At 70.1% G+C, this 23,203-nt stretch carries 20 protein-coding genes; 9 read left to right on the top strand and 11 right to left on the bottom strand.

Annotated features, from left to right (window positions below; all coding sequences use genetic code 11):
* Window positions 1-157: 157 nt before the first annotated feature.
* Complete coding sequence (locus P8A20_RS00980) at window positions 158-814, top strand: LAETG motif-containing sortase-dependent surface protein (RefSeq protein ID WP_147960785.1); 657 nt, start codon at window positions 158-160, stop codon at window positions 812-814.
* A gap of 169 nt (window positions 815-983) precedes the next feature.
* Here the strand turns inward: P8A20_RS00980 and P8A20_RS00975 are convergent, their stop codons facing one another.
* Window positions 984-3,077 (bottom strand): SpoIIE family protein phosphatase, encoded by a 2,094-nt coding sequence (locus tag P8A20_RS00975; RefSeq protein WP_306102654.1) that lies wholly within the window; start codon window positions 3,075-3,077, stop codon window positions 984-986.
* 179 nt (window positions 3,078-3,256) lie between these two features.
* Here P8A20_RS00975 and P8A20_RS00970 point away from each other — a divergent pair, with 179 nt between their 5' ends.
* Entirely contained in the window at window positions 3,257-4,315 is a 1,059-nt protein-coding gene (locus P8A20_RS00970; protein ID WP_147960787.1) for an enoyl-CoA hydratase/isomerase family protein, read from the top strand.
* A 161-nt stretch (window positions 4,316-4,476) separates the two neighbouring features.
* Here P8A20_RS00970 and P8A20_RS00965 read toward each other — a convergent pair whose 3' ends face one another.
* From P8A20_RS00965 to rhaI, 3 genes are all read right to left on the bottom strand, one after another.
* The gene (locus tag P8A20_RS00965) at window positions 4,477-5,958 is read right to left on the bottom strand and encodes a rhamnulokinase (RefSeq protein WP_306102653.1); all 1,482 of its coding nucleotides are present in this window, start codon (window positions 5,956-5,958) and stop codon (window positions 4,477-4,479) included.
* Between the two features lie 82 nt (window positions 5,959-6,040).
* Window positions 6,041-8,086, bottom strand: a complete 2,046-nt coding sequence (locus tag P8A20_RS00960; protein WP_147960789.1) for a bifunctional aldolase/short-chain dehydrogenase — start codon at window positions 8,084-8,086, stop codon at window positions 6,041-6,043.
* Window positions 8,087-8,153: 67 nt separating this feature from the next.
* A complete protein-coding gene (gene rhaI, locus P8A20_RS00955; RefSeq protein ID WP_306102652.1) occupies window positions 8,154-9,320 on the bottom strand; it encodes an L-rhamnose isomerase in 1,167 nt (388 codons plus the stop codon).
* 452 nt (window positions 9,321-9,772) lie between these two features.
* Between rhaI and P8A20_RS00950 the strand changes: the two genes are divergently transcribed.
* Window positions 9,773-10,291, top strand: coding sequence for an SRPBCC family protein (locus tag P8A20_RS00950; protein ID WP_261988960.1), 519 nt, complete (start codon window positions 9,773-9,775; stop codon window positions 10,289-10,291).
* A gap of 173 nt (window positions 10,292-10,464) precedes the next feature.
* Here P8A20_RS00950 and P8A20_RS00945 read toward each other — a convergent pair whose 3' ends face one another.
* Both P8A20_RS00945 and P8A20_RS00940 read right to left on the bottom strand, forming a co-directional pair.
* A complete protein-coding gene (locus P8A20_RS00945) occupies window positions 10,465-10,692 on the bottom strand; it encodes a hypothetical protein (RefSeq protein ID WP_306102651.1) in 228 nt (75 codons plus the stop codon).
* A gap of 63 nt (window positions 10,693-10,755) precedes the next feature.
* Window positions 10,756-11,235, bottom strand: coding sequence for a hypothetical protein (locus P8A20_RS00940; RefSeq protein ID WP_306102650.1), 480 nt, complete (start codon window positions 11,233-11,235; stop codon window positions 10,756-10,758).
* A gap of 129 nt (window positions 11,236-11,364) precedes the next feature.
* Here P8A20_RS00940 and P8A20_RS00935 point away from each other — a divergent pair, with 129 nt between their 5' ends.
* A complete protein-coding gene (locus P8A20_RS00935) occupies window positions 11,365-12,225 on the top strand; it encodes a pentapeptide repeat-containing protein (RefSeq protein WP_147963065.1) in 861 nt (286 codons plus the stop codon).
* A 110-nt stretch (window positions 12,226-12,335) separates the two neighbouring features.
* Window positions 12,336-13,166 carry a rhamnogalacturonan acetylesterase gene (locus tag P8A20_RS00930; RefSeq protein ID WP_147963064.1) on the top strand — a complete coding sequence of 277 codons (831 nt, stop codon included), beginning with the start codon at window positions 12,336-12,338 and terminating at the stop codon, window positions 13,164-13,166.
* A 116-nt stretch (window positions 13,167-13,282) separates the two neighbouring features.
* Here the strand turns inward: P8A20_RS00930 and P8A20_RS00925 are convergent, their stop codons facing one another.
* Entirely contained in the window at window positions 13,283-13,825 is a 543-nt protein-coding gene (locus tag P8A20_RS00925; RefSeq protein ID WP_147963063.1) for an SRPBCC family protein, read from the bottom strand.
* Between the two features lie 143 nt (window positions 13,826-13,968).
* On the opposite strand from P8A20_RS00925, the gene P8A20_RS00920 reads away from it, so the two are divergent.
* On the top strand, window positions 13,969-15,327 hold the full coding sequence (locus P8A20_RS00920) for a radical SAM protein (RefSeq protein ID WP_147963062.1): 1,359 nt from the start codon (window positions 13,969-13,971) through the stop codon (window positions 15,325-15,327).
* Between the two features lie 69 nt (window positions 15,328-15,396).
* On the opposite strand, the gene P8A20_RS00915 is transcribed toward P8A20_RS00920, so the two are convergent.
* Entirely contained in the window at window positions 15,397-16,230 is an 834-nt protein-coding gene (locus tag P8A20_RS00915) for an NADPH-dependent F420 reductase (RefSeq protein WP_306102649.1), read from the bottom strand.
* Between the two features lie 15 nt (window positions 16,231-16,245).
* Here P8A20_RS00915 and P8A20_RS00910 point away from each other — a divergent pair, with 15 nt between their 5' ends.
* From P8A20_RS00910 to P8A20_RS00900, 3 genes are all read left to right on the top strand, one after another.
* The gene (locus P8A20_RS00910; protein ID WP_147963060.1) at window positions 16,246-16,797 is read left to right on the top strand and encodes a GH25 family lysozyme; all 552 of its coding nucleotides are present in this window, start codon (window positions 16,246-16,248) and stop codon (window positions 16,795-16,797) included.
* A gap of 183 nt (window positions 16,798-16,980) precedes the next feature.
* Window positions 16,981-18,711, top strand: coding sequence for an aa3-type cytochrome oxidase subunit I (gene ctaD / locus P8A20_RS00905; RefSeq protein ID WP_147963059.1), 1,731 nt, complete (start codon window positions 16,981-16,983; stop codon window positions 18,709-18,711).
* A gap of 36 nt (window positions 18,712-18,747) precedes the next feature.
* On the top strand, window positions 18,748-19,089 hold the full coding sequence (locus P8A20_RS00900; RefSeq protein WP_147963058.1) for a hypothetical protein: 342 nt from the start codon (window positions 18,748-18,750) through the stop codon (window positions 19,087-19,089).
* 76 nt (window positions 19,090-19,165) lie between these two features.
* Here the strand turns inward: P8A20_RS00900 and P8A20_RS00895 are convergent, their stop codons facing one another.
* From P8A20_RS00895 to P8A20_RS00885, 3 genes are all read right to left on the bottom strand, one after another.
* Entirely contained in the window at window positions 19,166-19,543 is a 378-nt protein-coding gene (locus tag P8A20_RS00895; RefSeq protein WP_147963057.1) for a VOC family protein, read from the bottom strand.
* 21 nt (window positions 19,544-19,564) lie between these two features.
* Window positions 19,565-21,397 (bottom strand): FUSC family protein, encoded by a 1,833-nt coding sequence (locus P8A20_RS00890; protein ID WP_306102648.1) that lies wholly within the window; start codon window positions 21,395-21,397, stop codon window positions 19,565-19,567.
* Window positions 21,398-21,535: 138 nt separating this feature from the next.
* Window positions 21,536-23,131: a sigma-70 family RNA polymerase sigma factor gene (locus P8A20_RS00885; RefSeq protein WP_306102647.1), complete on the bottom strand. Its 1,596-nt coding sequence runs from the start codon at window positions 23,129-23,131 to the stop codon at window positions 21,536-21,538.
* Between the last annotated feature and the right edge of the window lie 72 nt (window positions 23,132-23,203).

Raw genomic sequence — 23,203 nt, 5'->3', positions numbered from 1 at the left:
CGGCCATCCTGACGTGTCCGTGATGTCCCAAGTAGCGGCGATGTGCTCCCGGTTGATGTGTCGTTGATGTGTGGGGCGGGTGCGCTTCCCGCGACAGAGGGCAGTACTGTGCGCCCCACCGCCATCTCAGCGGTGTACTCATATGGAGGACGAATTCATGACCATACCCAGGAGATCGTGGCGTGGCGCGGGAGCATTCGCGGCCGCCGCGGTTGTCGGCCTGGCCGGTGGGGTCATCTCCGCCGGTCCGGCCGCAGCTCACACCCCCACCTGGGCCGTGACCTGCTCCGAAGTGACGCTCAACCTGACGGCCTACTCGAGCAAGGCCACCAATGAGGTGACCGTGTCAGTCGTGGGCGGCGAGGATCTGCTTCCCACGACCGAGTTCGGCCGGGCATACAGCACGACGAGCCCGCTCCAGCTCCCGAAGCACGACAAGGAGCTGCAGGTCCGCCTCGTCGTCAAGGCCGGGGACGACGACAGGTACTCCTACCAGGAGACGAAGACCGCCCCGGTGTGCGAGGACAACACTCCGCCCCAGGAGACGCCTTCGGAAACGCCTTCGGAGACGCCTTCGCAGACCCCGAGCACGGAGCCCTCCGCCTCGGAGACCACCGAGCCGAGTGCGAAGCCCAGCGAGACCCCCACGGAGGCAGCACCCGCCCCCGCGGAGTCGAGCAGCAGCGCGCCGGACCTGGCCGAGACCGGTTCGTCGTCCGCCACGCCCGTCATCGGTGGAGCCGCTCTCGCGGTTCTGCTCGCCGGCGGCGGCATCCTCTGGTCCGTCCGCAAGCGCCGTGGCGTGCAGCACTGACGCGTCCGAACATTCCGGCACGACGGTCGTTGAAGACCGGCGGGCCGGGCGGGGGCGCACCACACCGGATCCGGTGCGGTGCGCCCCCGCCGCGTTCTGCGCGGGTCGGGTCGGCCCCGGGTTCCGTCTCGTCACGTACGGAACCACGGAAGCAGTCGCACCGTTGTGATCAGATGCCGGGGCCGATCTCGCACCAGACGGCCTTGCCCTCGCCGCGGGGCTCGATGCCCCAGCGCTCGGCGACCGCGTCCAGAAGGAGGAGACCACGCCCGGAGGTCGACGTCTCACCCGGAGTGCGCCGCCGCGGCCAGACACTCGAGCGGTCCTGGACCGACAGCCTGATGCGCCGAACCGGTTCAGGCAGGACCTCCAGCGTCAGTACCGCCCCGCCCTCCGTGTGGAGCAGCACGTTGACCAGCAACTCCCCGGTGACCAGCTCGGCGTCGTCGGCCAGGCCCGCGAGACCCCAGTCCGTGAGAGCCTGGCGCACGATCGACCGGGCCTCGGAGAGCCCCTGCGGATCAGCCTGATGGATGTACTGGTGCAGCCGGGGAGCCTGCGGTGACCCGAGATCCGGGCTGCGCCGCAGGACCAGCAGGGCCACGTCGTCGCCCGAACCCCACCGTTCCCACAGCCGGTCCGAGAGATGGTCCGCGAGTGCCTCGGCACCGTCGGGTCCCCCGCTCACCTCGTGGATCAGCGCGGCGACCCCCGCGTCGACGTCCGCGCCAGGTTCCTCGACCAGCCCGTCGGTGTACAGGACGAGGGTCTCGCCGGGCACCAGGTCGAGTCGGGTCTCCGGATACTCCTCGTCACGGAAGTCCGAGGAGATGCCCAGCGGCAGTCCCCCACGCACCTGGGGAACACCGACCCGACCATCGGTGTGCCGGATCAGCGGCCCGAAGTGCCCGGCGCGCGCCACCCGCACCGCTCCGGTGGCGAGATCCACCTGCGCGTAGGTCGACGTCGCGAACCGGTCGGTGTCCAGCTCCGCGAGGAAGCGGGACGCCCGCGCCAGGACGGTGGCCGGCGGGTGTCCCTCGGCTGCGTACGCGCGCAGGGCGATCCGCAGCTGGCCCATGATCGCCGCGGCATGGGTATCGTGTCCCTGCACGTCGCCCACCGCCACACCGATACGGCCCCGGGGCAGCGTGATCACGTCGTACCAGTCGCCGCCGACCTCGCGCCCGCTCCACGCGGCGTGGTAGCGGACCGCGATCTCGCCCCCCTCGATCTCCTGGATGCGCCGGGGGAGCATGGCCGACTGGAGCCCTGTGGCGAATTCGCGCTCCTCGTCGAAGAGGATCGCCCGCTGCAGGGACTGGGCCACGATCGCGGCCAGGCCCAGACACAGGATCCTCTCGTCCGCGCTGAAGGCCGTGCGTTCCCGGTAGAAGAGGGCGAGTCCGCCCATCGAACGGGCCTGAGCGATCAGCGGAAGGTACGCCACCGCGCGGAACTGCAGCTCCCCGATGTGCGGTTCGAGCACCGGATAGCGCCGGACGAGTGCCCCCAGCGAGGTGATGAACCGAGGACGCCCGCTGAGGATCGTGTCACCGAGCGGTAGCGTCGCGTCCAGTTGCCCCGACCCGAGGCCTTCCAGAACCTCCACCGAATCGCCGCTGAGCGCGATGAGCCTGAGCGTGGAATTCTCCACCAGCCCCAGGGCGAGCCCGTCGGCGCCGACCCCCACCAGGCCGCCCGGACCGGTGAGCGCCGCGGTGACGTCGTCCACGGTCACCGCGCGTGACATCGCGGCGGTGGTGCGTTCGACGATGCTCGCCTGACGCCGGCGCCGCTTTTCCAGATCCAGCACGAAGGCCGAATGGGTGACCTCGGCCGTCGCGTCCCGCACGACACCGATGACCCGGTGCGCCCGGCCGTCCTCGGAGCGCAGGATCCGTGCCTGGACGTGCGTCCACTGGTGCGTCCCGTCCTCCAGGGGCACCTGGAAGTGGACGCTGTAGGAGTTGCTCCCACCGGCCATCGCCTCGTCGATGGTGGCCTCCAGGCGGGCCCGGTCCGTAGCGTCCAATCGGTCGATCAGGGCCGAGGGCGAGGCCTCGAAGGTCGCGGAATCCAGGCCGAAGACCATCAGTCCGGCTTCGTCGACGTCCACGGTCCGGGCGTCCAGATCCCACTCGAAACTGCCGGTCCGGTTCAGGGCAAGGCGCTCCGCCGTCCCGGTCTCGCCGGCACGTCGCCGTTCGAGCGGGAGACGCGACGTCGCCTCGCCGTCTGCTCGCCGTGAAGAGTCGGTCATGCGTGCTCCGGAGTTCGTCCGGCAGCGCTGCTGGGCGCCGCGGCCCGTGGATGTCAATTGTCGAGCCCGCCGCGCGGGAGTGCCACAGCGATATCCGCGGGAGACCCGGCTCCGGTGCCCCTCGACACCCCCCGCAGAATGGCACCGAGAGATCGTCCACGGCTGACCGGAGCGCACACATGAACGAGGACGAGCCCGTCCTGTTGCACACCGAGGGTCACATCCTTCACATCACCCTCAATCGACCGCGGGCCCTCAACGCACTGACCCACACCATGGTGCGCGGCATCGACGAAGCGCTCGTCCGGGCCGCGGACGACGACGCTGTCACCGCCGTCGTGATCGACGGAGCCGGCGGCAGAGGGCTCTGCGCGGGTGGCGACATCCGCTCGATCTACGAGGACGCCCGCTCGGGCCGCAGCGCCTCCGTGGACTTCTGGCGTGACGAGTACAGGCTGAACGCCCGCATCGCCCGGTTCCCGAAGCCGTACGTGGCGCTGATGGACGGCATCGTGATGGGCGGCGGGGTGGGAGTGTCCGCCCACGGCGACGTGCGTGTCGTCACCGAGCGTTCACGCATCGCGATGCCCGAGACGGCGATCGGGTTCGTTCCCGACGTGGGCGGTACCCATCTGCTGGCCGCGGCTCCGGGGGAACTCGGCACCCATCTCGCGCTCACCGGCCGGACGATCGGTGCCGCCGACGCCATCCTGTGCGGCCTTGCAGACCATTTTGTCCCGTCGCGGCACCTCGCCGACCTCACCACCGAGCTCGCACGGAACACGACACCCACCGAGGTGAAGGACACCGTGCGCGGTTACGCGACCACCGCGCCTGAAGGGGAACTGGCCGCTCAGCGCCCATGGGTCGACGAATGCTACGCCGCCGACACCATCGAGGAGATCATCGACCGGCTGTCGAACAGCGGGGTGACGGCAGCGAAGGAGACGGCCGCCGCGCTCCTCACGGCATCGCCCACCGCCCTCAAGGTAACGCTCGCCGCCGTGCGCCGCGCCGGGCAGCTCGGCAGTCTCGAAGCCGTCCTCGACCAGGAGTTCCGTGTCTCCTGCCGGGCGTTCACCGGACATGACCTCACGGAAGGCGTTCGCGCGCGGATCATCGACAAGGACCGCACGCCGCGGTGGACCCCGGCAGAGATCCGGGAGGTGACCGCTGCCGAGGTCGCCCGGCACTTCGAGCCGCTCGGCGACCGGGAACTGGGCCTGTCCGCGAGCTGATCCCCAGCCCGGAGCACGGGACGGGCGGGCCGAACCGTCAGGTCCGGTCCGGTCCGCCCCGCCCCGCGGGATGCGGCCCGCCCGGTGAACCCCCGGCCGTGCACGCGGACACCCCCGGGCCCCGCGGACCACGTCGCCGCGGGAGCCCGGGGCGTCGCCGCCTACCCGTGCGCCGCCAGGCGGTCCGCCGCCCGGTCCCACTCCGCGGGGTCCCCCTGCGGTGAGTAGTGGCGGAGTTCCTGGGTGCGGGCGACCAGCCCGCGCATGTCCGCCAACCCGCCCACCAGCCCGTGGGCCCGTGCCTGGAGCAGCACGTTCCCGAGCGCGGTGGCCTCGGCGGGCCCCGCCGTGACCGGCAGACCGGTCGCGTCGGCGGTCCACTGACAGAGCAGTTCGTTGCGGGAACCGCCACCGACGAGATGGATGCGTGTCAGCTCGCGGCCCGCCAGCCCGGCTGCCTCACGCAGCGTCCTGCGGTGTGCCAGCGCCAGGCTCTCCAGCACACATCGCACATAGCCGCCGGGCCCGTCCGGGAGCGGCTGCCCGGTCCGGACGAGTGCGGCGTCGATCCGGGACGGCATGTCGCCCGGCGCCAGGAACACCGGGTCGTCCGGGTCGATCACGGCGGTGAACGGCCGCACCCGCGCCGCGTCCGCGAGCAGGGCTTCGAGACCGGTCGGCATGCCGTCGCGCTCCCACGCACGCCGGCACTCCTCCAGCAGCCACATCCCCATGATGTTGCGCAGGAAGCGCACCGTGCCGTCCACACCGCGCTCGTTGGTGAAGTTCGCCGCCCTCGACCCCTCCGTCAGTACCGGCGCGTCCAGTTCGAGACCGGCCAACGACCAGGTACCGCAGGACACATACGCGAACCCCGGTTCGGTCGCCGGGACCGCGGCCACGGCCGAAGCGGTGTCGTGCGAGGCGACCGTCGTCACCGGCGTGTCCGCCGGGAGACCGGTGAAGCCCGCGACATGCGGAAGAAGGGTTCCGGCCGACGCACCCGGTTCGCGCAGGGCGGGGAACAGGGAACGTTCCAGCCCCAGCCGTCCCATCAGCTCATCGGACCAGTCACCGGAACGTGCGTCGAACAGCCCCGTCGTCGACGCGTTGGTAACCTCCGCTCCCACCGCACCGGTCAGCCAGTACACCAGCAGGTCAGGCATCATCAGCAGCGTCCGGGCCGCAGACCACTGGGCGGAGGAACGATGGGCCTCCAACTGGAAGACCGTGTTGAACGGCAGATGCTGCAGCCCGCTGACGCCGTACAGCTCCTGCCCGTCGCAGCGGGCCAGGACCTCCTCGGCAGCGGCGGCGTTGCGGCCGTCGCGGTAGTGGAACGGCAGCCCGAGGAGCGACCCGTCGGCATCCAGGAGACCGTAGTCCACGGCCCAGGTGTCGATGCCCACCGACGTCACGGGGCCATTGCGAGCCGCCGCACGCAGTCCGTCCAGCATGCCCTGGTACAGGGCGAGTACGTTCCAGCGGAGGCCGTCGGGGAGTCGTACCGGCGTGTTGGCGAAGCGGTGCGCCTCGGCCAGCACCAGTTCGTCCGGGCCGACCCGTCCGGTGATCACCCGGCCGCTGGTGGCGCCCAGGTCCACCGCGGCGAAGACCGGGTCGTGTCGTGAAGTCGCAGGCATGGAAACTCTCATCCGATCCGAACGAAGCCGCGCCCCGGCCGTTCGTGGAACAGCGTCCGGGGCGCGGCGGGGTGGTACACGGTCAGCGCAGGAACGCCGCCGCCACACCGGCGTCGACGGGGATGTGGAGGCCGGTGGTGTGTGTGAGGTCCCCGCCCGTCAGGGCGAAGACGGCGTTGGCGACGTGCTCCGGGAGCACCTCCCGCTTGAGGATGGTGCGCTGGGCGTAGAACTCGCCCAGTTTCTCCTCCTCGATGCCGTAGGTCGCCGCACGCTGGGCTCCCCAGCCTGCCGCGAAGATGCCGGAGCCGCGTACGACGCCGTCCGGATTGACCCCGTTGACACGGATTCCGTGCTCACCCAGCTCGGCCGCCAGCAGGCGTACCTGATGGGCCTGGTCGGCCTTGGTCGCCGAGTAGGCGATGTTGTTCGGACCGGCGAACACGGCGTTCTTGGAGGCGATGTAGACGATGTCGCCGCCCAGGCCCTGCGCCCGCATCACCCGGGCCGCCTCGCGCGAGACCAGGAACGAACCGCGCGCCATGATGTCGTGCTGAAGGTCCCAGTCCCGGGCCGAAGTCTCCAGCAGTGGCTTGGAGATGGAGATCCCGGCATTGTTCACGACCAGGTCCACGCCTCCGAAGGCGAGCGCGGCTGCCTTGAACGCCTCGACGATCTGCTCCTCGGACGTGACGTCGACCGTCACCGCGACGGCCTTGTCCGGACCGCCGAGGTCCTCTGCGACAGCCGCCGCGTTCTCCGCGTTCAGGTCCGCGACGACCACGCACGCCCCCTCCCCGACGAGGCGGTGCGCGATGGCCTTGCCGATGCCCGACCCGGCGCCGGTGACCAGTGCGACCCGCGTGGCCAGGGCCTTCGGCTTCGGCATCCGCCGCAGTTTGGCCTCCTCCAGCTCCCAGTACTCGATGCGGAACTTCTCGGACTCCTCGATCGGCGCGTACGTGGACACGGCCTCGGCGCCGCGCATCACGTTGATCGCGTTGAGGTAGAACTCCCCGGCGACACGGGCGGTCTGCTTGTCCTTGCCGAACGAGAACATGCCGACACCCGGCACCAGCACGATCGCCGGGTCCGCTCCGCGCATCGCCGGAGAGTCCGGTGCGGCATGACGCTCGTAGTACGAGCGGTACGCCTCCCGGTACTCCTCGTGCAGCACCCCGAGCCGTGCCACCGCCTCCTCCAGCGGTGCGTCCGCCGGCAGGTCGAGGACCAGGGGGCTGACCTTCGTCCGGAGGAAGTGGTCAGGGCAGGACGTGCCGAGCGCGGCGAGACGGGGGTGCTCGGCACGGGAGAGGAAGTCCAGCACGGGCGCCGCGTCGGTGAAGTGCCCCACCTGCGGGCGGTCCGTGGACGCCAGACCGCGGATCACCGGCGCGAGAGCGGCGGCCCGCTCTCGCCGGGCATCCCCTTCCAGGGCCTCCCGGCCGGGGATGACCGGGCCGAAGGGCTCGGGCCTTCCGCGCTCCTCCAGGAACGTCTCCGCGGTGCGGATCATCCAGAGGGCGTTTCGCTCGCACTCCTCGGAGGTGTCACCCCAGGCGGTGATGCCGTGGCCGCCGAGGATCACTCCGACCGCCCGGGGGTTGGCCTCCTTGACGGCCGCGATGTCGAGTCCCAGCTGGAAGCCGGGGCGGCGCCAGCCGACCCAGGCGACCTTGTCGCCGAAGCACTCGGCGGTCAGCTTCTCTCCGTCGGCCGCGCACGCCAGCGCGATCCCCGAGTCCGGGTGCAGATGGTCGACGTGCGCGGCCTCGACGAGCGCGTGCATCGCGGTGTCGATCGACGGGGCCGCGCCCCCCTTGCCGTGCAGGCAGTAGTCGAACGCGGAGACCATCTCGTCCTCGCGTTCCACCCCCGGGTACACGTCCTTGAGCGCCCGCACCCGGTCCAGACGGAGCACGGCGAGACCGGCCTCGGTCAGCGTGCCGAGGTCCCCGCCCGAGCCCTTGACCCAGAGGAGTTCGGCCTCTCCGCCGGTGACCGGATCGGCTTCCGTCGCCTTGGCCGAGGCGTTGCCACCGGCGTAGTTCGTGTTGCGGGGGTCGGAGCCGATCCGGTGGGCGCGCTCCAGGAGCGCGGCGACTTCGGCGTGCGTCGCGGACGTCATGAGTGTTCCTTCGGGAAGAGGGGGACGGGCGGGTGCGGCTGGACGTGCATGGGCGGGGGAGCGGGGCTCAGGCGCCCCAGCCCGCCTGCTCCCCGCCGACGCGGTCGGCGGCGATGCGCTCCTGGTTGCCGGAGGCGAGGTAGGCCGCGAACGGGTCGCGGGCCAGCCCGAGCTCCTCGCGGACCTCGGCGAGCAGCGGCCGTACGTCCGTGTTGAACGCGTCCATCAGCACCCCGTTGGAAGCGAGGACGTCACCGGAGCGCTGGGCGGCGGACAGCGCCTCGGTGTCGATCAGCAGCGCCTTGGCGGTCGCTTCCTGGACGTTGGTGACCGAGCGGATGACGGCCGGGATCTTCGCCTCGATGTTGTGGCACTGGTCGAGCATGAAGTTGACGTTGGTCTCGGTCTTCAGCCCGCCGTTCTTGACCACCTCGTGCATGATCCGGAACAGCTGGAACGGGTCGGCGGCTCCCGCCATCAGGTCGTCGTCGGCGTAGAAGCGGGAGTTGAAGTCGAACGCGCCGAGCTTCCCCTCACGCAGGAGGAAGGCCACGATGAACTCGATGTTGGTGCCCGGCGCATGATGGCCGGTGTCGACGACGACCTGGGCCTTCGGCCCCAGCTTGAGGCAGTGGGCGTACGAGGTGCCCCAGTCCGGGACGTCGGTGGTGTAGAAGGCGGGCTCGAAGAGCTTGTACTCCAGCAGCATGCGCTGGTCGTCGCCGAGCCGTTCGTAGACCTCGGCCAAGGCTTCCGCCAGCCGGTCCTGGCGGCCCGCGATGTCGTCCTGCCCCGGATAGTTGGTGCCGTCCGAGAACCACAGCTTGAGGTCGGGGGAGCCGGTGGCGTCCATGATGTCGACGCACTCGAGCAGATGGTCCGTGGCCTTGCGGCGGACCTTGGGGTCCGGGTGGGTGACCGAGCCCAGCTTGAAGTCGTCGTCCTGGAAGACGTTGGAGTTGATCGCACCGATCCGCAGTCCGAGCTCCTCGGCGTACCGGGTCAGTGCCGCGTAGTCCTCCACCCTGTCCCACGGAATGTGCAGCGACACCTTGGGAGCGACCCCGGTGTGGGCGTGCACCTGCGCCGCGTCCGCCAGCTTCTCGAAGGGGTCCCGCGGGACACCGGGCTGGGCGAAGACCTTGAAGCGGGTTCCGGAGTTGCCGTAACCCCAGGAGGGCGTCTCGATGACCTGAGACTTCAGAGCTGCCTTGACGGCCGACACATCAGACATGAACACCTCGTAAGCAGAGTCATCCGGCGACCGGTCACGATCGGGGATGTGAATCGTTTCATCCGGAACGTACGCTAGGTTTGGGCACTGCTGCTCGTCAAGCAGCTGGTCAGGTTTCTTCTGGATTTGAATCAATTCACCGCGTCCCGACGGGCGGCTCCAAGACGACTCGTCCGCGTGGACCTCTGACCGGAGGGTCACCGGTTCGGCCGAATGGACGGTGTGTTCGAAGCTCCAGCTGATCCGACATGACGCAGCCTGCTCGACGAGCTGTTCCGTGACGACGGGCAGACACTGGGTGCACCGGAGGCCCGCTCCGAGATCACGCGGTCCGCGCCCATGAAGCACCTCGAGCTGCTGGAGGCGGCGGGCCGGCCGCCACACGACGGCGAGGGCGGGATAAGCCCCACTTCCTGAACCCGGTGCCCACCCGGCTCGTCCACGACCGGTGGGTGAGCAGGTACGCCGAGCCCTGGGCAGCCGGGCTCAGCGACATCGAGAGCCGACTGGAGAATCCCATGGAGAAGGTCTTCGAGATCTACATCCGTACCACTCCCGAGCGTCTCTGGGAGGCGATCACCGATCCCGAGATCAGAAGCAGGTACAACTTCGGCGCCCGCGTCGTCTCGGACTGGACCGAGGGCTCACGCTTCGAGATGGGTTCGCCCGGTGCCCCCGGCCCGCTGGGCGAGGGGCAGAATCTGGAGGTCGATCCGCCGCGCAAGCTCGTGCAGAGCATGGTGGCGCTCTGGAGCGACGAGGTGAGGAACGAGGGGGCGACCCGCATCACCTGGGAGATCGAGCCCGTAGGGGACTCCTGTCGGCTGACCGTCACACACGACGAGCTCCGCGACGGTGCCGACGCGGAGCTGTACGGAGGATGGCCGATGATCCTCTCCGGCCTGAAGACCTGGCTGGAGACCGGGGAACTGCTCACCACCCCCGGTTCACTCATGTACGGCGACCAGTGACCGGCGGACCGCCGCGGTGGGCGCCCCGAAGGGCGGCCCATCACGGCGGCAGGCGGCTGTCACCGGGCCCGGGCCGTCCGACGCGACGGCCGGGGCGAGCGGTCGGTGGCCGCGGACGGGCGGTGTGGCGATCGAGCACCACGCGACCGGAGACGGCCGGCGCAGGGAACCCGTCAGCGATCAGAACCCGTCAGGCTCGGCTGCAGGTCCCTCACGAGAGCGAAGAGCCTGTCCTCGTTGCCCGTCAGACCGGCGCACCGCAGGGCCTCGTCGGCCTCCTCCATCGGCGAGGTGAGCAGCGGCATGTACAGCGGTGCCCCGTTCGGGTCGGCGAGGGCGGCGCGGGTGGCGGCCATCAGACGGATGTACGCCTGAGCCGCGGCGATTTCAGCTTGGTGCATCTCAGCATCTCCCGGTCAGAGGTGTCGGACCGTCAAGCATTGCTCATGGGTCTGACAGTGGGTTCAGGAAGGAACCGAGGGCGGTGCCTCGACCTCGAGAAAGCGCCGTCGCCGCGGTCCGCGGTACATCAGCGCCGTCCAGCCCATCCGCCGCAGGACCGTGGCACAACGGGCCAGCGCCTCCTCCTCGTCGTGCGTCGCTCCGCTGCCCGGCGGGCCGGCCCATTCGACCCGCACCGAACCAGGCGCCTCGCCGTCACACACGCGGTAGCCCGAGGCGGTGCGTTCACCGGACGTGCCGACAGCAGAAGGGGGAACCCCCGCCGCCTCCAGCGCCAACGCCACGGCCCGCAGCGGCCTGTTCAGCTCCCACGGGGCCGGAACACCCCCGGGATCCGCGAGATCCGCACGGGTCAGCCGTCTGATCTGAAGCATCCCCTCGAAGGCGGTCCGCACCTCCGCGGCGCGGACCTCGTCGCCCTCCGGGATCTCGGGACCGTCGCCGGTGGCGGGCTCGAACCCTTTCTCCTGCGACGCGCTCACACCCTGCCCCCTCTTCACCGTGCCGAGTTCTGCGGTCAAGTGTGCGCCCGGCCACCGACAGACGCCGTACCGAGGCCGTTCCGCACGCCCGTAAGCTTGGTGGACACCGCACATCGGAGGACCAGGCACGTGCCCGACCACGACCCGACCGCCCCGGCCGTCACCGAGCCGGAAGATCTGCGCGCCGACTGCGCCAACTGCTTCGGACTCTGCTGTGTCGCGCTGACGTTGACGGCGTCGGCGGACTTCGCGATCGACAAGGATGCGGGGACCCCGTGCCCCAACCTCGCCGACGACTTCCGCTGCGGCATACATGCCCGGCTGCGTCCCGAAGGCTTCACCGGCTGCACCGTGTACGACTGCTTCGGCGCGGGCCAGAAGGTCTCCCAGGAAACCTACGGGGGCCGGGACTGGCGGTCGGCCCCCGACACCGCCCAGCAGATGTTCCAGGTCTTCCCCGTGATGCGCCAGCTTCACGAACTGCTGCGGTACCTGACCGAGGCTCTCACCCTGCCGGCCGCCGAGCGTCTGTACGCAGACCTCCGCGATGTCCTCGCCACCACCGAACACCTCACCCGCCTGCCTGCCGGTGAACTCGCGGATCTGGACGTGTCCGCGCACCGGGACAGGGCCGCCTCCCTGCTGCTGCGTGCCGGCGAACTCGAACGCGCCACCGTTTCCCGGCGTGGCACGCGCAGCCGGCGGGGAGCCGATCTCGTCGGGGCCCGGCTCAAGGGCGCCGACCTGCGCGGTGCCGAACTCCGAGGGGCCTACCTCATCGCCGCCGATCTGCGCGGAGCCGATCTCCGCCGGGCAGAACTCATCGGTGCCGACCTCCGTGACGCGGACCTCTCCGGCGCCGATCTCACCGGTGCTCTCTTCCTCACGCAGGCCCAGGTGAACGCCGCGAGAGGCAACGCCGCCACGAAGCTGCCGGATTCCCTGGCCCGGCCTCCGCACTGGGCGACGAACGGGCCCGGCACAGCCTGAACCCGCCGGGTCCCGGCCGACGGCAACGGCGGCGATGACCCGGCAACCTTTCGCCGTCCCTGCTGCCACTGCAATCCGACCCTGCTGAATTCTCCCGGAGGGACGGTCGGATGAGCCGATCAGCAGTGAACAGCGACACCACCCGCAGACGCCTCCTCCTCGGTGCCGCCGGTGCGCTCGGTGCCGGCGTCACAGGCGCGCTGGGTCTTCCCGGCAGCGCCTCTGCCGCCGGAAGTGCGGCGGCAGCCACGGGGACCGTGTACATCGCGAGCGACTCCACCGCGCAGACGTACAGCTCCGGATACCACCCGCAGGCCGGCTGGGGCCAGAAACTGTCGTCGTACTTCACCTCCCGCATCACCGTCGCCAACCGTGCCATCGGCGGGCGAAGTTCGCGGTCCTTCATCGAACAGGGCCGGCTGGCCGCGATCCAAGCGGTGATCAGGCCCGGCGACTACCTCTTCGTCCAGTTCGGGCACAACGACGCCACCGTCGGCAACGCCGAGCGGTACACACCCCCCGCCGACTACAAGGAGTACCTGCGCAACGACTACATCCGTGCGACCCGTGCGCTGGGCGCGACTCCCGTCGTGGTGACCCCCGTGTCGCGCCGCTCGTACAACGCGTCCACCGGGAAGTTCAACGTCTCCTTCCCGGCGTACGTGGACGCGGCGAAGGCCGTGGCGCGCGAGGAGAACGCGGCGCTCGTCGACCTCTCGGCGGCCAGCCGTTCCTACCTCGACGGGATCGGGGTGGAGGCGTCCAAGGGGGTGTTCCTCTGGCTGGACGCCGGGCAGTACCCCAACTTCCCCGACGGTGTGCAGGACAACACCCACTTCCAGGAGCGGGGCGCCGTCGAGATGGCCCGACTGGTCTCCCGTGCCGTGGCGGGCCTGGGTCTGCCGCTCTCGGGTGAGGTGGTGCCGACGGCCGCGCGCTGACCGCCCTGCGCGGCGGGCCCGGCGCGACCGGCAATTCCCCGGACGCCGGGCGCGCCGGGCACCGCAGCGGGTCCGCTCCTCGACACGTGTCCGGAGACTCGGCCCCGTCTCACGCCTCACGCACGATCCGGCCCGTGGTCCACGTGGACCTCCTCGGAGCCGTCCTGCTCCAGCACCGCCTTGAGACGCTCCAGCGTCGTGCGGATGTTCCGGCGCTGGAACTCGGCGAACGTGTGCCCCCGCGTCGCGACCCGGTCGAAGGCGTTGGCGATGAAATCGGGCCACGACCGCCGGTTGTCCGTCCACGTCTCCGTGACACGGGTGAAGCCGTCGACCGGCTCGAACCGGTACTCCCACAGCGCGATCGCCCCGGGCAGGAGCGGGCGGCGCGCCCCGATCGCGTGCACGCGAAAAGCGAACCGCTCACCCGGATCGGCGGCCGTCACCGTGCACTTCGTCGTCCACCGGAAGGAGCCGCGCTTGTTCCGCCCCTCGAAGACCATGCCGACATGAGCGCCCCGGCGCTCCCCGAGCACCTTCGCACCCCTGTTCTCCGGACTCCAGCGTCCCATCGCGGTCGGGTCGCTCAGTTCCGCGTACACGGCCGACGGCGCCATGCGGATCAGGATGCTGTCCGATACGGACATCGTGCGAGGCATGAGAAGTCTCCTTGCCCCCGGCCGACCGGGGCGTCTCCCGCAAGCCGGGCGGATCATCTGCGAACGGTTGGCGATACTGGTTCGTTGGACAGTGTGTCGTACACGCAACAACGACCAGGACACCGGACCCGAGGAGCCCGCACATGCCGACCCGTAGTGAACCCGGCCGCACCCGCACCACTCCCGCTGCTGTGACCGGCGAGCGGACGCGTCTGGTGGAGCGGCTCATGGAACAGTTCCCGCACGTTCCGAGAGAGGCAGTCCTGAAGGAGGACCTGCTGCGCGGCGGCATGGCGTTCGACGACTCCGCGCTGAGCGACAACGAGCACGGCGACGTCAAGCCCAAGTCGTACTTCATCTTCTCCTTCGACCACGGCACCCTGCCCGAGCTCGGCGAGGCCGCACTGCGCCGCCCGCCCGAGGAGATCGTCCTCACCGGCGGCCCGTACGACCTCCGCCGCACAGTGGTGTCGGTGCGCGTCAACCCCGCCTCGCCGTACCGCGTCGCCGCGGGACCCGACGGTGTCCTCGGGCTCCACCTCGACGGGATCCGCATCTCCGACGTGGGCCTGCCCCCGATGCCGGACTACTACCGCCACACCCTCGCCAACGGCAAGTCCGTCATGGAGGTGGCGCCCACCATCCAGTGGGGCTACCTGATCTACCTCACGGTCTTCCGCGTCTGCCAGTACTTCGGCGCCAAGGAGGAATGCCAGTACTGCGACATCAACCACAACTGGCGCCAGCAGAAGGCCGCGGGCCGCCCTTACACGGGCGTCAAGGACGTGGAGGAGGTCCTGGAGGCGCTCGAGATCATCGACCGCCACGACACGGCGCGGACCACCACCGCGTACACGCTCACCGGTGGTGCCATCACCTCGCACATCCAGGGCCGCGACGAGGCGGACTTCTACGGGCAGTACGCCAAGGCGATCGAGGAACGCTTCCCGGGGCGCTGGACCGGAAAGGTCGTCGCCCAGGCGCTGCCCAAGGCCGACGTCCAGCGCTTCCACGACTACGGCGTGCAGATCTATCACCCCAACTACGAGGTGTGGGACCGCCGGCTGTTCGAGCTGTACTGCCCGGGCAAGGAACGCTACGTCGGCCGCGACGAGTGGCACCGCCGCATCCTCGACTCCGCCGAGGTCTTCGGCGCCCGCAACGTGATTCCCAACTTCGTCGCCGGCGTGGAGATGGCCGAGCCCGTCGGGTTCACGACCGTCGACGAGGCCATCGCCTCGACCACCGAGGGCCTGCGCTTCTTCATGTCGCACGGCATCACCCCGCGCTTCACCACATGGTGCCCCGAGCCCACGACCCCCCTGGGCAGGACCAACCCCGACGGTGCGCCGCTCGAGTACCACATCAGGCTGCTCGACGCCTACCGTTCGACGATGGAGGAGTACGGCCTGTCGTCCCCTCCCGGATACGGCCCGGCGGGCGCGGGGCGCGCCGTCTTCTCCGTCAGCTCCTTCATGGACAGCCTGCCGCCCGAGCAGTGACTCCTTCCACGGCCCGGGAGCGCGGACCCCGTCGCGCCGCACCCGATCACGGGTGCGGCGCCGCACCGGTCAGGCGCGCCAGTCGGCGGTGCGCTCGGGGGACGCGTCGGCCAGGGCCTTGGTGATGGCTTCCGCGTCACCCCGGTTTCCGTACACGGGCGTGCCCGGCTGCTGGCGCCAGGACTCGTCGATGCCTCCCGCGTCGACGGTGTCGAAGCCCAGCTCGTCGATCAGGTCACGGACCGCCTGCTTGGCCGCCGGGTCGTCGCCGGCGACCGGAAGGGCCTGCCGCCCGGGTGTGCCCTGCGGGGTGCCCCTGTCCAGGATGTCCTGGGCGTAGGTGCCGTTGAACGCCTTGACCACGGCGCGGCCGATCTGCTTCTCGGTCCAGCGGCTCTCCGCCAGCCCGTCCTCGATGGCGGAGATACGTCCGTCACGCTGCTGAGGGTAGTAGTTGCCCGTGTCGATGACGGCGACGTCCTTCGCCGCTCCGTCGAGAATGCCCGAGGGCAGATCCGGGACGGCTTTGAGAGGGACGGTCACCACGACGATCCGGGCTCCCCGCGCCGTCTCCGAGGCCGTGACCGCAGTCGCCCCGGTCTCCTCGGCCAGAGCCTTGAGCGTTTCGGGCCCGCGCGAGTTGGCGACGGAGACGTCGTGCCCCAGAGCCGTGAGGCGCCGGACGAGATTGCCGCCGATGTTTCCTGCCCCGATGATGCCGATCTTCATGAATCCGACCTTCCGATGCGGAGTGCCTCGAGTGAAAGGGAGTCTCGCCGGATCACCAACCCCGGGGGAGCGGACACTATTCCGGCTGCCGAATCGGTTCTGCAGCAGGGCGGAGGATGGGAGAGACCCCGCTGGGCAGGTATGCGAGTGGCAAGCGGAATCACAAGGTCTCACTTGGAGGTGGCGCCCGTGCTGCACGGAATCGATGTCAGCGCCTACCAGACGGAATTCGACACGGACGGTCTGGACTTCGTCTTCGTCAAGTCGACGGAGGGCCGCTCCTACGTCAATCCACGGCTGAAAAGTCAGGTGAAACGCGTCAGGGACGCCGAGTGCGTCGTCGGCTTCTACCACTTCCTCTGGCCCGGACACGCGAAGGACCAGGCGGAGTACTTCGTGGAGAAGACCCCGGAGAAGGAGGGAGACCTCCTCGCCGTCGACTGGGAAAAGACAGGGGAGGGCACGCGCGCGAGCAGTGCGGACAAGGACCGCTTCATCCGCGAGGTGAAAAGACTGAGGCCTCATCACCGTGTGCTCCTCTACTGCAACCGCTCCTTCTGGACCAAGCACGACACCAGCTCCTACGCCGGCGACGGGCTCTGGATCGCCGACTACGGCAAGGCGGCCGCACCGCGGATCGACGCCGACTGGCGTATCCACCAGTACACCGACGACCCCCTCGACAAGAACGTCGCCGATTTCCCGTCACCCAAGGCGCTGCGGGACTGGGCCAAGGCCTGAGCCTGCGGCGGGGGCCCGGAAGGGGGATGGGCTCGTCAACACGGGCATCACGCCCTTCGGCCAGTGGAGTGTCCTTTGCCAGCCACTGGTGCAGTGCGCACGGAGATGACCTGCGGTACTGCCGCAGGGAGTCCATCCTGGTCGCCGAGTCAGCAACCGGCCGTCGACCGAAGGAGTGCCGCAGTGACGACGAGGGGTCCCGCAGTATCGGCGGAAGCCGATGACGCCTACCAGGACGAACTGCCTGTACGGCGTCGGCAGCCGGGCAACGTGGTCATCACGTGGCTGACCACCACCGACCACAAGACGATCGGCACGCTGTATCTGGGCACCTCCTTCGCCTTCTTCCTCGTCGGTGGTGTCCTCGCGCTCGTCATGCGTGCCGAGCTGGCCCGTCCGGGTACACAGATCGTCTCGAACGAGCAGTTCAACCAGGCCTTCACGATGCACGGCACGATCATGCTGCTGATGTTCGCGACGCCGCTGTTCGCAGGATTCGCGAACTGGATCATGCCGCTGCAGATCGGCGCGCCCGACGTGGCGTTCCCGCGGCTGAACATGTTCGCGTACTGGCTGTACCTCTTCGGCTCGCTCATCGCCGTGGCCGGATTCCTCACCCCGCAGGGAGCGGCCGACTTCGGCTGGTTCGCCTACTCCCCGCTCACCGACGCGGTCCGTTCCCCTGGAGTGGGCGCCGACCTGTGGATCATGGGGCTGGCCTTCTCCGGCTTCGGCACGATCCTCGGTTCGGTCAACTTCATCACCACGATCATCTGCATGCGCGCACCCGGCATGACCATGTTCCGCATGCCGATCTTCACCTGGAACGTCCTGCTGACCGGCGTCCTGGTCCTGCTGGCATTCCCCGTTCTGGCCGCGGCACTGCTCGCACTGGAGGCGGACCGCAAATTCGGTGCGCAGATCTTCGACCCCGCCAACGGCGGCGCCCTGCTCTGGCAGCACCTTTTCTGGTTCTTCGGCCATCCTGAGGTGTACATCATCGCCCTGCCGTTCTTCGGCATCGTTTCCGAGATCATCCCTGTGTTCAGCCGCAAGCCCATCTTCGGTTACGTCGGTCTGGTCGCCGCGACGATCGCCATCGCCGGCCTTTCGGTGACGGTGTGGGCGCACCACATGTATGTCACCGGCGGGGTTCTGTTGCCGTTCTTCTCCTTCATGACGTTCCTCATCGCGGTGCCGACCGGGGTGAAGTTCTTCAACTGGATCGGCACGATGTGGAAGGGTTCGCTGTCCTTCGAGACACCGATGCTCTGGTCGGTGGGCTTCCTCGTCACCTTCCTCTTCGGTGGTCTGACCGGCGTGATCCTGGCCTCGCCGCCGCTGGACTTCGAGGTCTCCGACTCGTACTTCGTCGTCGCGCACTTCCACTACGTCGTCTTCGGCACCGTGGTCTTCGCGATGTTCGCCGGATTCCACTTCTGGTGGCCGAAGTTCACCGGCAGGATGCTGGACGAGCGGCTCGGGAAAATGACGTTCTGGACGCTGTTCATCGGTTTCCACGGCACCTTCCTGGTGCAGCACTGGCTGGGCGCCGAGGGTATGCCGCGGCGTTACGCGGACTACCTCGCCGCCGACGGATTCACCACGCTGAACACGATCTCGTCGATCTCCTCGTTCCTGCTCGGACTGTCGATGCTTCCGTTCCTGTACAACGTCTGGAAGACCGCCAAGTACGGCAAGAAGATCGAGGCCGACGACCCTTGGGGCTACGGTCGCTCCCTCGAATGGGCGACGTCGTGCCCGCCGCCCCGGCACAACTTCCTGACGCTTCCCCGGATCCGCTCGGAATCGCCGGCGTTCGACCTGCACTACCCCTCGATCCGAGCCCTGGAGGACGCGACGAACCGTCCTCACGAGTCCGTCACGGTGGCTCCCGGGGACAAGCAGGAATAGGGGCTCCGGACACCGGTTCGAGGAGAGGAGGACCGCATGGAACCGGACAAGGAGAGCGCCCGGGGCCTGGCTCAGGTGGAGGGCTACCTGCTCTGGAACGCCGAGGTCGAGGAGGCCCGTCGGCAGGCGCGCCGCTTCACGGGCTCCCTGCCCTGGCTGACCACCGCGCAGCGGGAGGACGTCGAACGCGTCTATGTGGCGGACAGGGTGGAGCTCTGCCGGGAGACGCTGACCAGGATCGCCGGCCGCGCGGTGGAACTCCGGGGCGAGTACACCGAACGCTACGACCGTCTCAGGGCCCGCTGTGTCGCGGTGTCCGTCCTGACCGTCGGCGCGGTGGGCGGCGCCTGCGCCGCCCTGGCGCTGATCAGCCGCTGACCCCGGCCCCGGGTGCCCGGACCGTCGTCCGGGTGCCCGGGGCCGGTGGCGTACCAGGCGAAACGGGTGCCTGCGGTCAGTGGCGTACCAGGCAGAACGGATGTCCGGCGGGATCCGTGAACACCCGCCAGCTCCGGCCGCCGCCGTCCTCGTCCAGCACGGTCGCCCCGAGCGCGACCACCTGCTCGTGGGCTCGGTCGAGATCGGGGACGGCGAAGTCCAGGTGGAACTGCTGCGGGCGGGCAGGATCCGGCCACAGCGGAGGGACGTACTCCGCGACCCGCTGGAAGCAGAGCACCGGCCCGGCCGGAGTGTGTACCGTTGACCAGCCCTCACCAAGAGCCCAGCGTCCGTCGGGCCGGTCCCTCTCCCCTCCCAGCACGGCCGCGTAGAACCTGGCCAGACCGGCCGGGTCGGCGCAGTCCAGCACCACACACTGCAGTTCAGCGATCATGATCTGCATCCTAGAAGGCTCTCAGCCGACGGGAACCGCCCGCGCCCGGTCGAGTTCGGACAGATGTGTCGCCAGCAGTTCGGCGTGTGCCGGTGGAAGTTCGGCAGCCCGATGGTCCAGCTGCACCGCACATGCCGTCGTCGTGTCGATGAGCTGTTCCAGCGCCCCCGCGACGCCCTCGGAGCCGGCGGAGTGCCGGGACACCGGAGGGAGTTCGGCCGCCGACAGATCGATGGCCGTCCGCGCCTGCGCCAGTGACCGGTAGGCGTCGCGGCGGAGCGCTCCTCTCAGGGCCTGGTCCTCCGGGGCGTCCAGGACGTGTCCCAGATAGCGGTGCGCCGCCCCCACCGCCGTGTCGAGAGCCGCCCGAACGCTGTGGCCCCGCCGGCCCGGCATCGGGAGGTGGCCGACCAGCAGCACCGTCCCGCAGGCGAGGAGGGATTCCACGACCCGGCCCCAGGAGGCCGGCGGCTCACCGCCCAGCAGGACGAGGGACAGGACGAGCACGGTGACCACCGCCGTCTGCACCGCGAAGTGACGGGTCGCCACCGGAAGGAGCGCGCCGCAGAGCGCCACCGTCGCGACCAGGGGAGCAGGACCTGACACCAGCATGCTCGAAGCGCCGAAGACCGCGGCGCCGGCCACGGTGCCCACCGCCCGGCAGACCACCCGCGAGGCGAGCGGCCCCAGATCGGGCTTGACGAGGAAGACGGTGGTTGCGGGCAGCCAGTACCAGTGCTCGTGATGCAGCCACTGCGCCAGGACCGTACTCGTCGCGCAGCACACCGAGACCCGGAGACCGTACTCGAGCCCCGCCGCGCTCCAGGCCCGGCCCAGGACGGACGTGTCCGAGTGTCCCGTGCGCGTGCCCGGAGTCATCCCGGCGGGACGGTCGAACACCGTGGCGGCACGCAGCAGGGCATCGTCCAGAGCCCGCAGTCCGGCGTCCGTCCGGGCCGGCGCCGGGAGTGGTCCGCAGGACCCACCGGTCCGCACGGCGGCCGCCAGTCTGCGAGGCCCTTCCACGATCCTGGCGGGCAGCGCGACACCCGCCCAGGCCAGCGCTGTCGCGGCCTCGGCCAGGGGGAACGCCGCCGCGTACTGGGCGTGCAGCCGTCGCTCCGCCGCGGAGCTCGCGAAGCGCCGCAGCCGTGGGCCCGTCAGAGCGTCCTGGGCCTGGTCGAGCGCGGCGCTCAGCGCGGCCCGCCCCGCCCGTGCCCGAGGGCCGCCGACAGCCAGCAGCAGTTCCGCCGCGGCTTCGTAGACCGCGGCCACGGCCTCGCGCTCCCCGTCGAGCCCGTACGGTCCACTGCGGCGCCCGCCCGGCGAGGGCAGGACCAGCCGGAGCAGGAGGAGCCACCCCGCACCGGCGAGGAACAGCAGCGCTCGCAGGGGCCCGGGCTCCGGCAACGGCATGCCGGCCCCGATCACGACCGCGACCAGCACCTGGGTGCCGCACGCGGACGCGACGGGCCCCGTCGAACTGATCGCCCCGGCGCCCAGCCCCAGCAGTCCGAACACGAGCGGCAGGACGACCAGGGACCGGCCGTCGCCGGCAGTCTCCGCGATCACCGAACCGCAGAGCAGACCGGCCGAGCCCGCCAGCGCGGGAAGACCCAGCCGGGCGACCGAGGCCCGGCGGCTGCCGGGCCGGTCGTTGATGCCGGCCAGCATCGCGCCCAGCGCCGCGGGGACGCCGGCGGTCGGCCGCTCTGCGAGTACCGCCGCCAGCAACGGCAGGGCTGCCAGCGCCCCGCGCAGTACGGCGTTCCACGGCACGGGGCCGCGCTGGGCGCGCAGGACGTGCGCGAGCCACGGAGGAAGCCGGGTGGCAGGAAGAAGGGGTGTAGGCACCGTGCTCCAGTCCGCTGGGGAGGACGACTGTCGCCTGCGGACGCCTTCGGCCTGGGCTCGACCCCAGCCTAGATCCCTCACGTGGAGAAGGTGCTACCTGCTCGTTTCCACGGTATGACGGCTCCCCTGATCCGGTCGTCAGAGGGCGGTGCCGAAGTTCTGGGTCCACACAGGCCCGCCGGACGAATCCTCTCTGCCGACGCCCAGCTCCTTGAAGGCACAGTTGAGGATGTTCGCCCGGTGCCCCTCGCTGTTCATCCAGGCGTCCATCACCGACTCGGCGGTCTGCTGGCCCTTCGCTATGTTCTCGCCGTACGTGCTCCAGCGGTACCCGGCGGCGGTGATGCGTGCGCCCGGGTCCGTGCCGTCCGGTGAGGTGTGGGAGAAGTAGTCCCGCGTCACCATGTCCGCGGAATGGTCCGACGCGGCCTTGGCCAGCAGACTGTTTCCGCTGACGGCCCCGCAGCCCTCCTTCGCGCGCTCGGTGTTGACCAGGGCGATGACCTCGTCGGCCACCGAGGGGGCCGACGAGGCAGGCGGAGCGGCCGCCGGCTCGGACGAAGGCGGGCGCGGCTTCCGCGTCTTCTCCGGAGTGGCGGTGGCGGTGGCGCTCCGGCTCCTGGACGCTGACGGAGAAGGGGTCGCGGACGCTGACGGTGAGGCCGACGACGGCGACGGAGAGGCGGAGGAGGGGGACGCGGACGGAGAGGACGTGATGCTCACCGGTGCCGACGGCCCGTCGAGCGGGGCTACGGCGGTGGCCGCGTCCTCGTCCGCGTCGTCCGTGTAGAGGTGCACTGCGGCCCCGCCGCCTCCCAGGACGGCTACCGCCGCGAGTCCGGCCACGACCGTCGTGCGGCGCCGCCGCCTCGCGCTGTCCCGCCGGCGCTCGGCCCGCCCCGGTCCGGCGGCGGCCGCAGCCGTGGGAAGGAAGGCCGTCGGGATGAGCTCCGTCGCAGTGCCCCCGACGGACGCCGCAACGGGGACCAGCGCGAGTCCCACCAGCAGGCCCTCCGCCGGGACCAGCCCCGAGCGGTGACCCGCGCACACGGTGCACTCACGTGCGTGGCGCGCCAGCCGCTTGCGCCACAGCGCGGACGGCGCCCCGTCCCACCCGACCGTGAGGTCTTCGAGCAGCACGCAGCGAGGGTCGGCCGCCAGAGCGCGCACCACCACCCGGGCGGCCTCCAGCCGCTCCTTCATCCGCTGGACGCGTACCGCGGTGTGCTGGGGCGACAGGTCGAGAGCGCTCGCGACCTCCGCCCTGGACAGTTCCCCCGCCGTCTCCAGCCACCACAGCGACACCAGCTCGCGATCGTCGTCGTCCAGCCACCGCGTGGCCTCGGCGGCTTCCCTGCGCTGGCCGGTCAGACCCAGTCGCACGATCGTCAGTCCGACGAAGTCGGCCGCCGGATCGACGACGTCGTACGCGTCCTCCATGCGGTCCGCGGACATTCCGTCCGAGCTGCGCTCGCGCCAGTGCCCGCGTATCTCGTTCATGGTGATGGCCACGAGCCAGGACCGGAAACTCTTCGGGGTGCGCAGCGAGGGCAGACCACGGATCATCCGCAGCACACTGTCCTGGACCACGTCGTCCACATCGGCGTGACCGTTCAGGGCTCGGCCGACGATGTTGTAGACCAGGGGCAGGTAGGACGCCACAAGCCGGTCCTGCGCCTCGGGGTCGCCCTTCTGCGCGGCCTTGATCAACGCCGTCTCGCGTGTCTCGCCCATGCTGTGATCACTCTTCCGGGGTCCTGTTCCGTCACTTCCCACACTCGGGAGACGCTGTGCGGCGGGGACGAT

The sequence above is a fragment of the Streptomyces sp. Alt3 genome (genome assembly GCF_030719215.1).
Taxonomy (GTDB): domain Bacteria; phylum Actinomycetota; class Actinomycetes; order Streptomycetales; family Streptomycetaceae; genus Streptomyces; species Streptomyces glycanivorans.
Note: the sequence above shows the minus strand (reverse complement) of the source record. Positions and strands in the feature narration are given on the sequence as shown.

What these genes read in the sequence shown, in the direction of transcription:
- P8A20_RS00980 (WP_147960785.1), top strand. Translation starts at nt 158, where the DNA reads ATGACCATACCCAGGAGATCGTGGCGTGGCGCGGGAGCATTCGCGGCC.
- P8A20_RS00975 (WP_306102654.1), bottom strand. Translation starts at nt 3,077, where the DNA reads ATGACCGACTCTTCACGGCGAGCAGACGGCGAGGCGACGTCGCGTCTC.
- P8A20_RS00970 (WP_147960787.1), top strand. Translation starts at nt 3,257, where the DNA reads ATGAACGAGGACGAGCCCGTCCTGTTGCACACCGAGGGTCACATCCTT.
- P8A20_RS00965 (WP_306102653.1), bottom strand. Translation starts at nt 5,958, where the DNA reads ATGCCTGCGACTTCACGACACGACCCGGTCTTCGCCGCGGTGGACCTG.
- P8A20_RS00960 (WP_147960789.1), bottom strand. Translation starts at nt 8,086, where the DNA reads ATGACGTCCGCGACGCACGCCGAAGTCGCCGCGCTCCTGGAGCGCGCC.
- rhaI (WP_306102652.1), bottom strand. Translation starts at nt 9,320, where the DNA reads ATGTCTGATGTGTCGGCCGTCAAGGCAGCTCTGAAGTCTCAGGTCATC.
- P8A20_RS00945 (WP_306102651.1), bottom strand. Translation starts at nt 10,692, where the DNA reads ATGCACCAAGCTGAAATCGCCGCGGCTCAGGCGTACATCCGTCTGATG.
- P8A20_RS00930 (WP_147963064.1), top strand. Translation starts at nt 12,336, where the DNA reads ATGAGCCGATCAGCAGTGAACAGCGACACCACCCGCAGACGCCTCCTC.
- P8A20_RS00925 (WP_147963063.1), bottom strand. Translation starts at nt 13,825, where the DNA reads ATGCCTCGCACGATGTCCGTATCGGACAGCATCCTGATCCGCATGGCG.
- P8A20_RS00920 (WP_147963062.1), top strand. Translation starts at nt 13,969, where the DNA reads ATGCCGACCCGTAGTGAACCCGGCCGCACCCGCACCACTCCCGCTGCT.
- P8A20_RS00900 (WP_147963058.1), top strand. Translation starts at nt 18,748, where the DNA reads ATGGAACCGGACAAGGAGAGCGCCCGGGGCCTGGCTCAGGTGGAGGGC.
- P8A20_RS00895 (WP_147963057.1), bottom strand. Translation starts at nt 19,543, where the DNA reads ATGATCGCTGAACTGCAGTGTGTGGTGCTGGACTGCGCCGACCCGGCC.
- P8A20_RS00885 (WP_306102647.1), bottom strand. Translation starts at nt 23,131, where the DNA reads ATGGGCGAGACACGCGAGACGGCGTTGATCAAGGCCGCGCAGAAGGGC.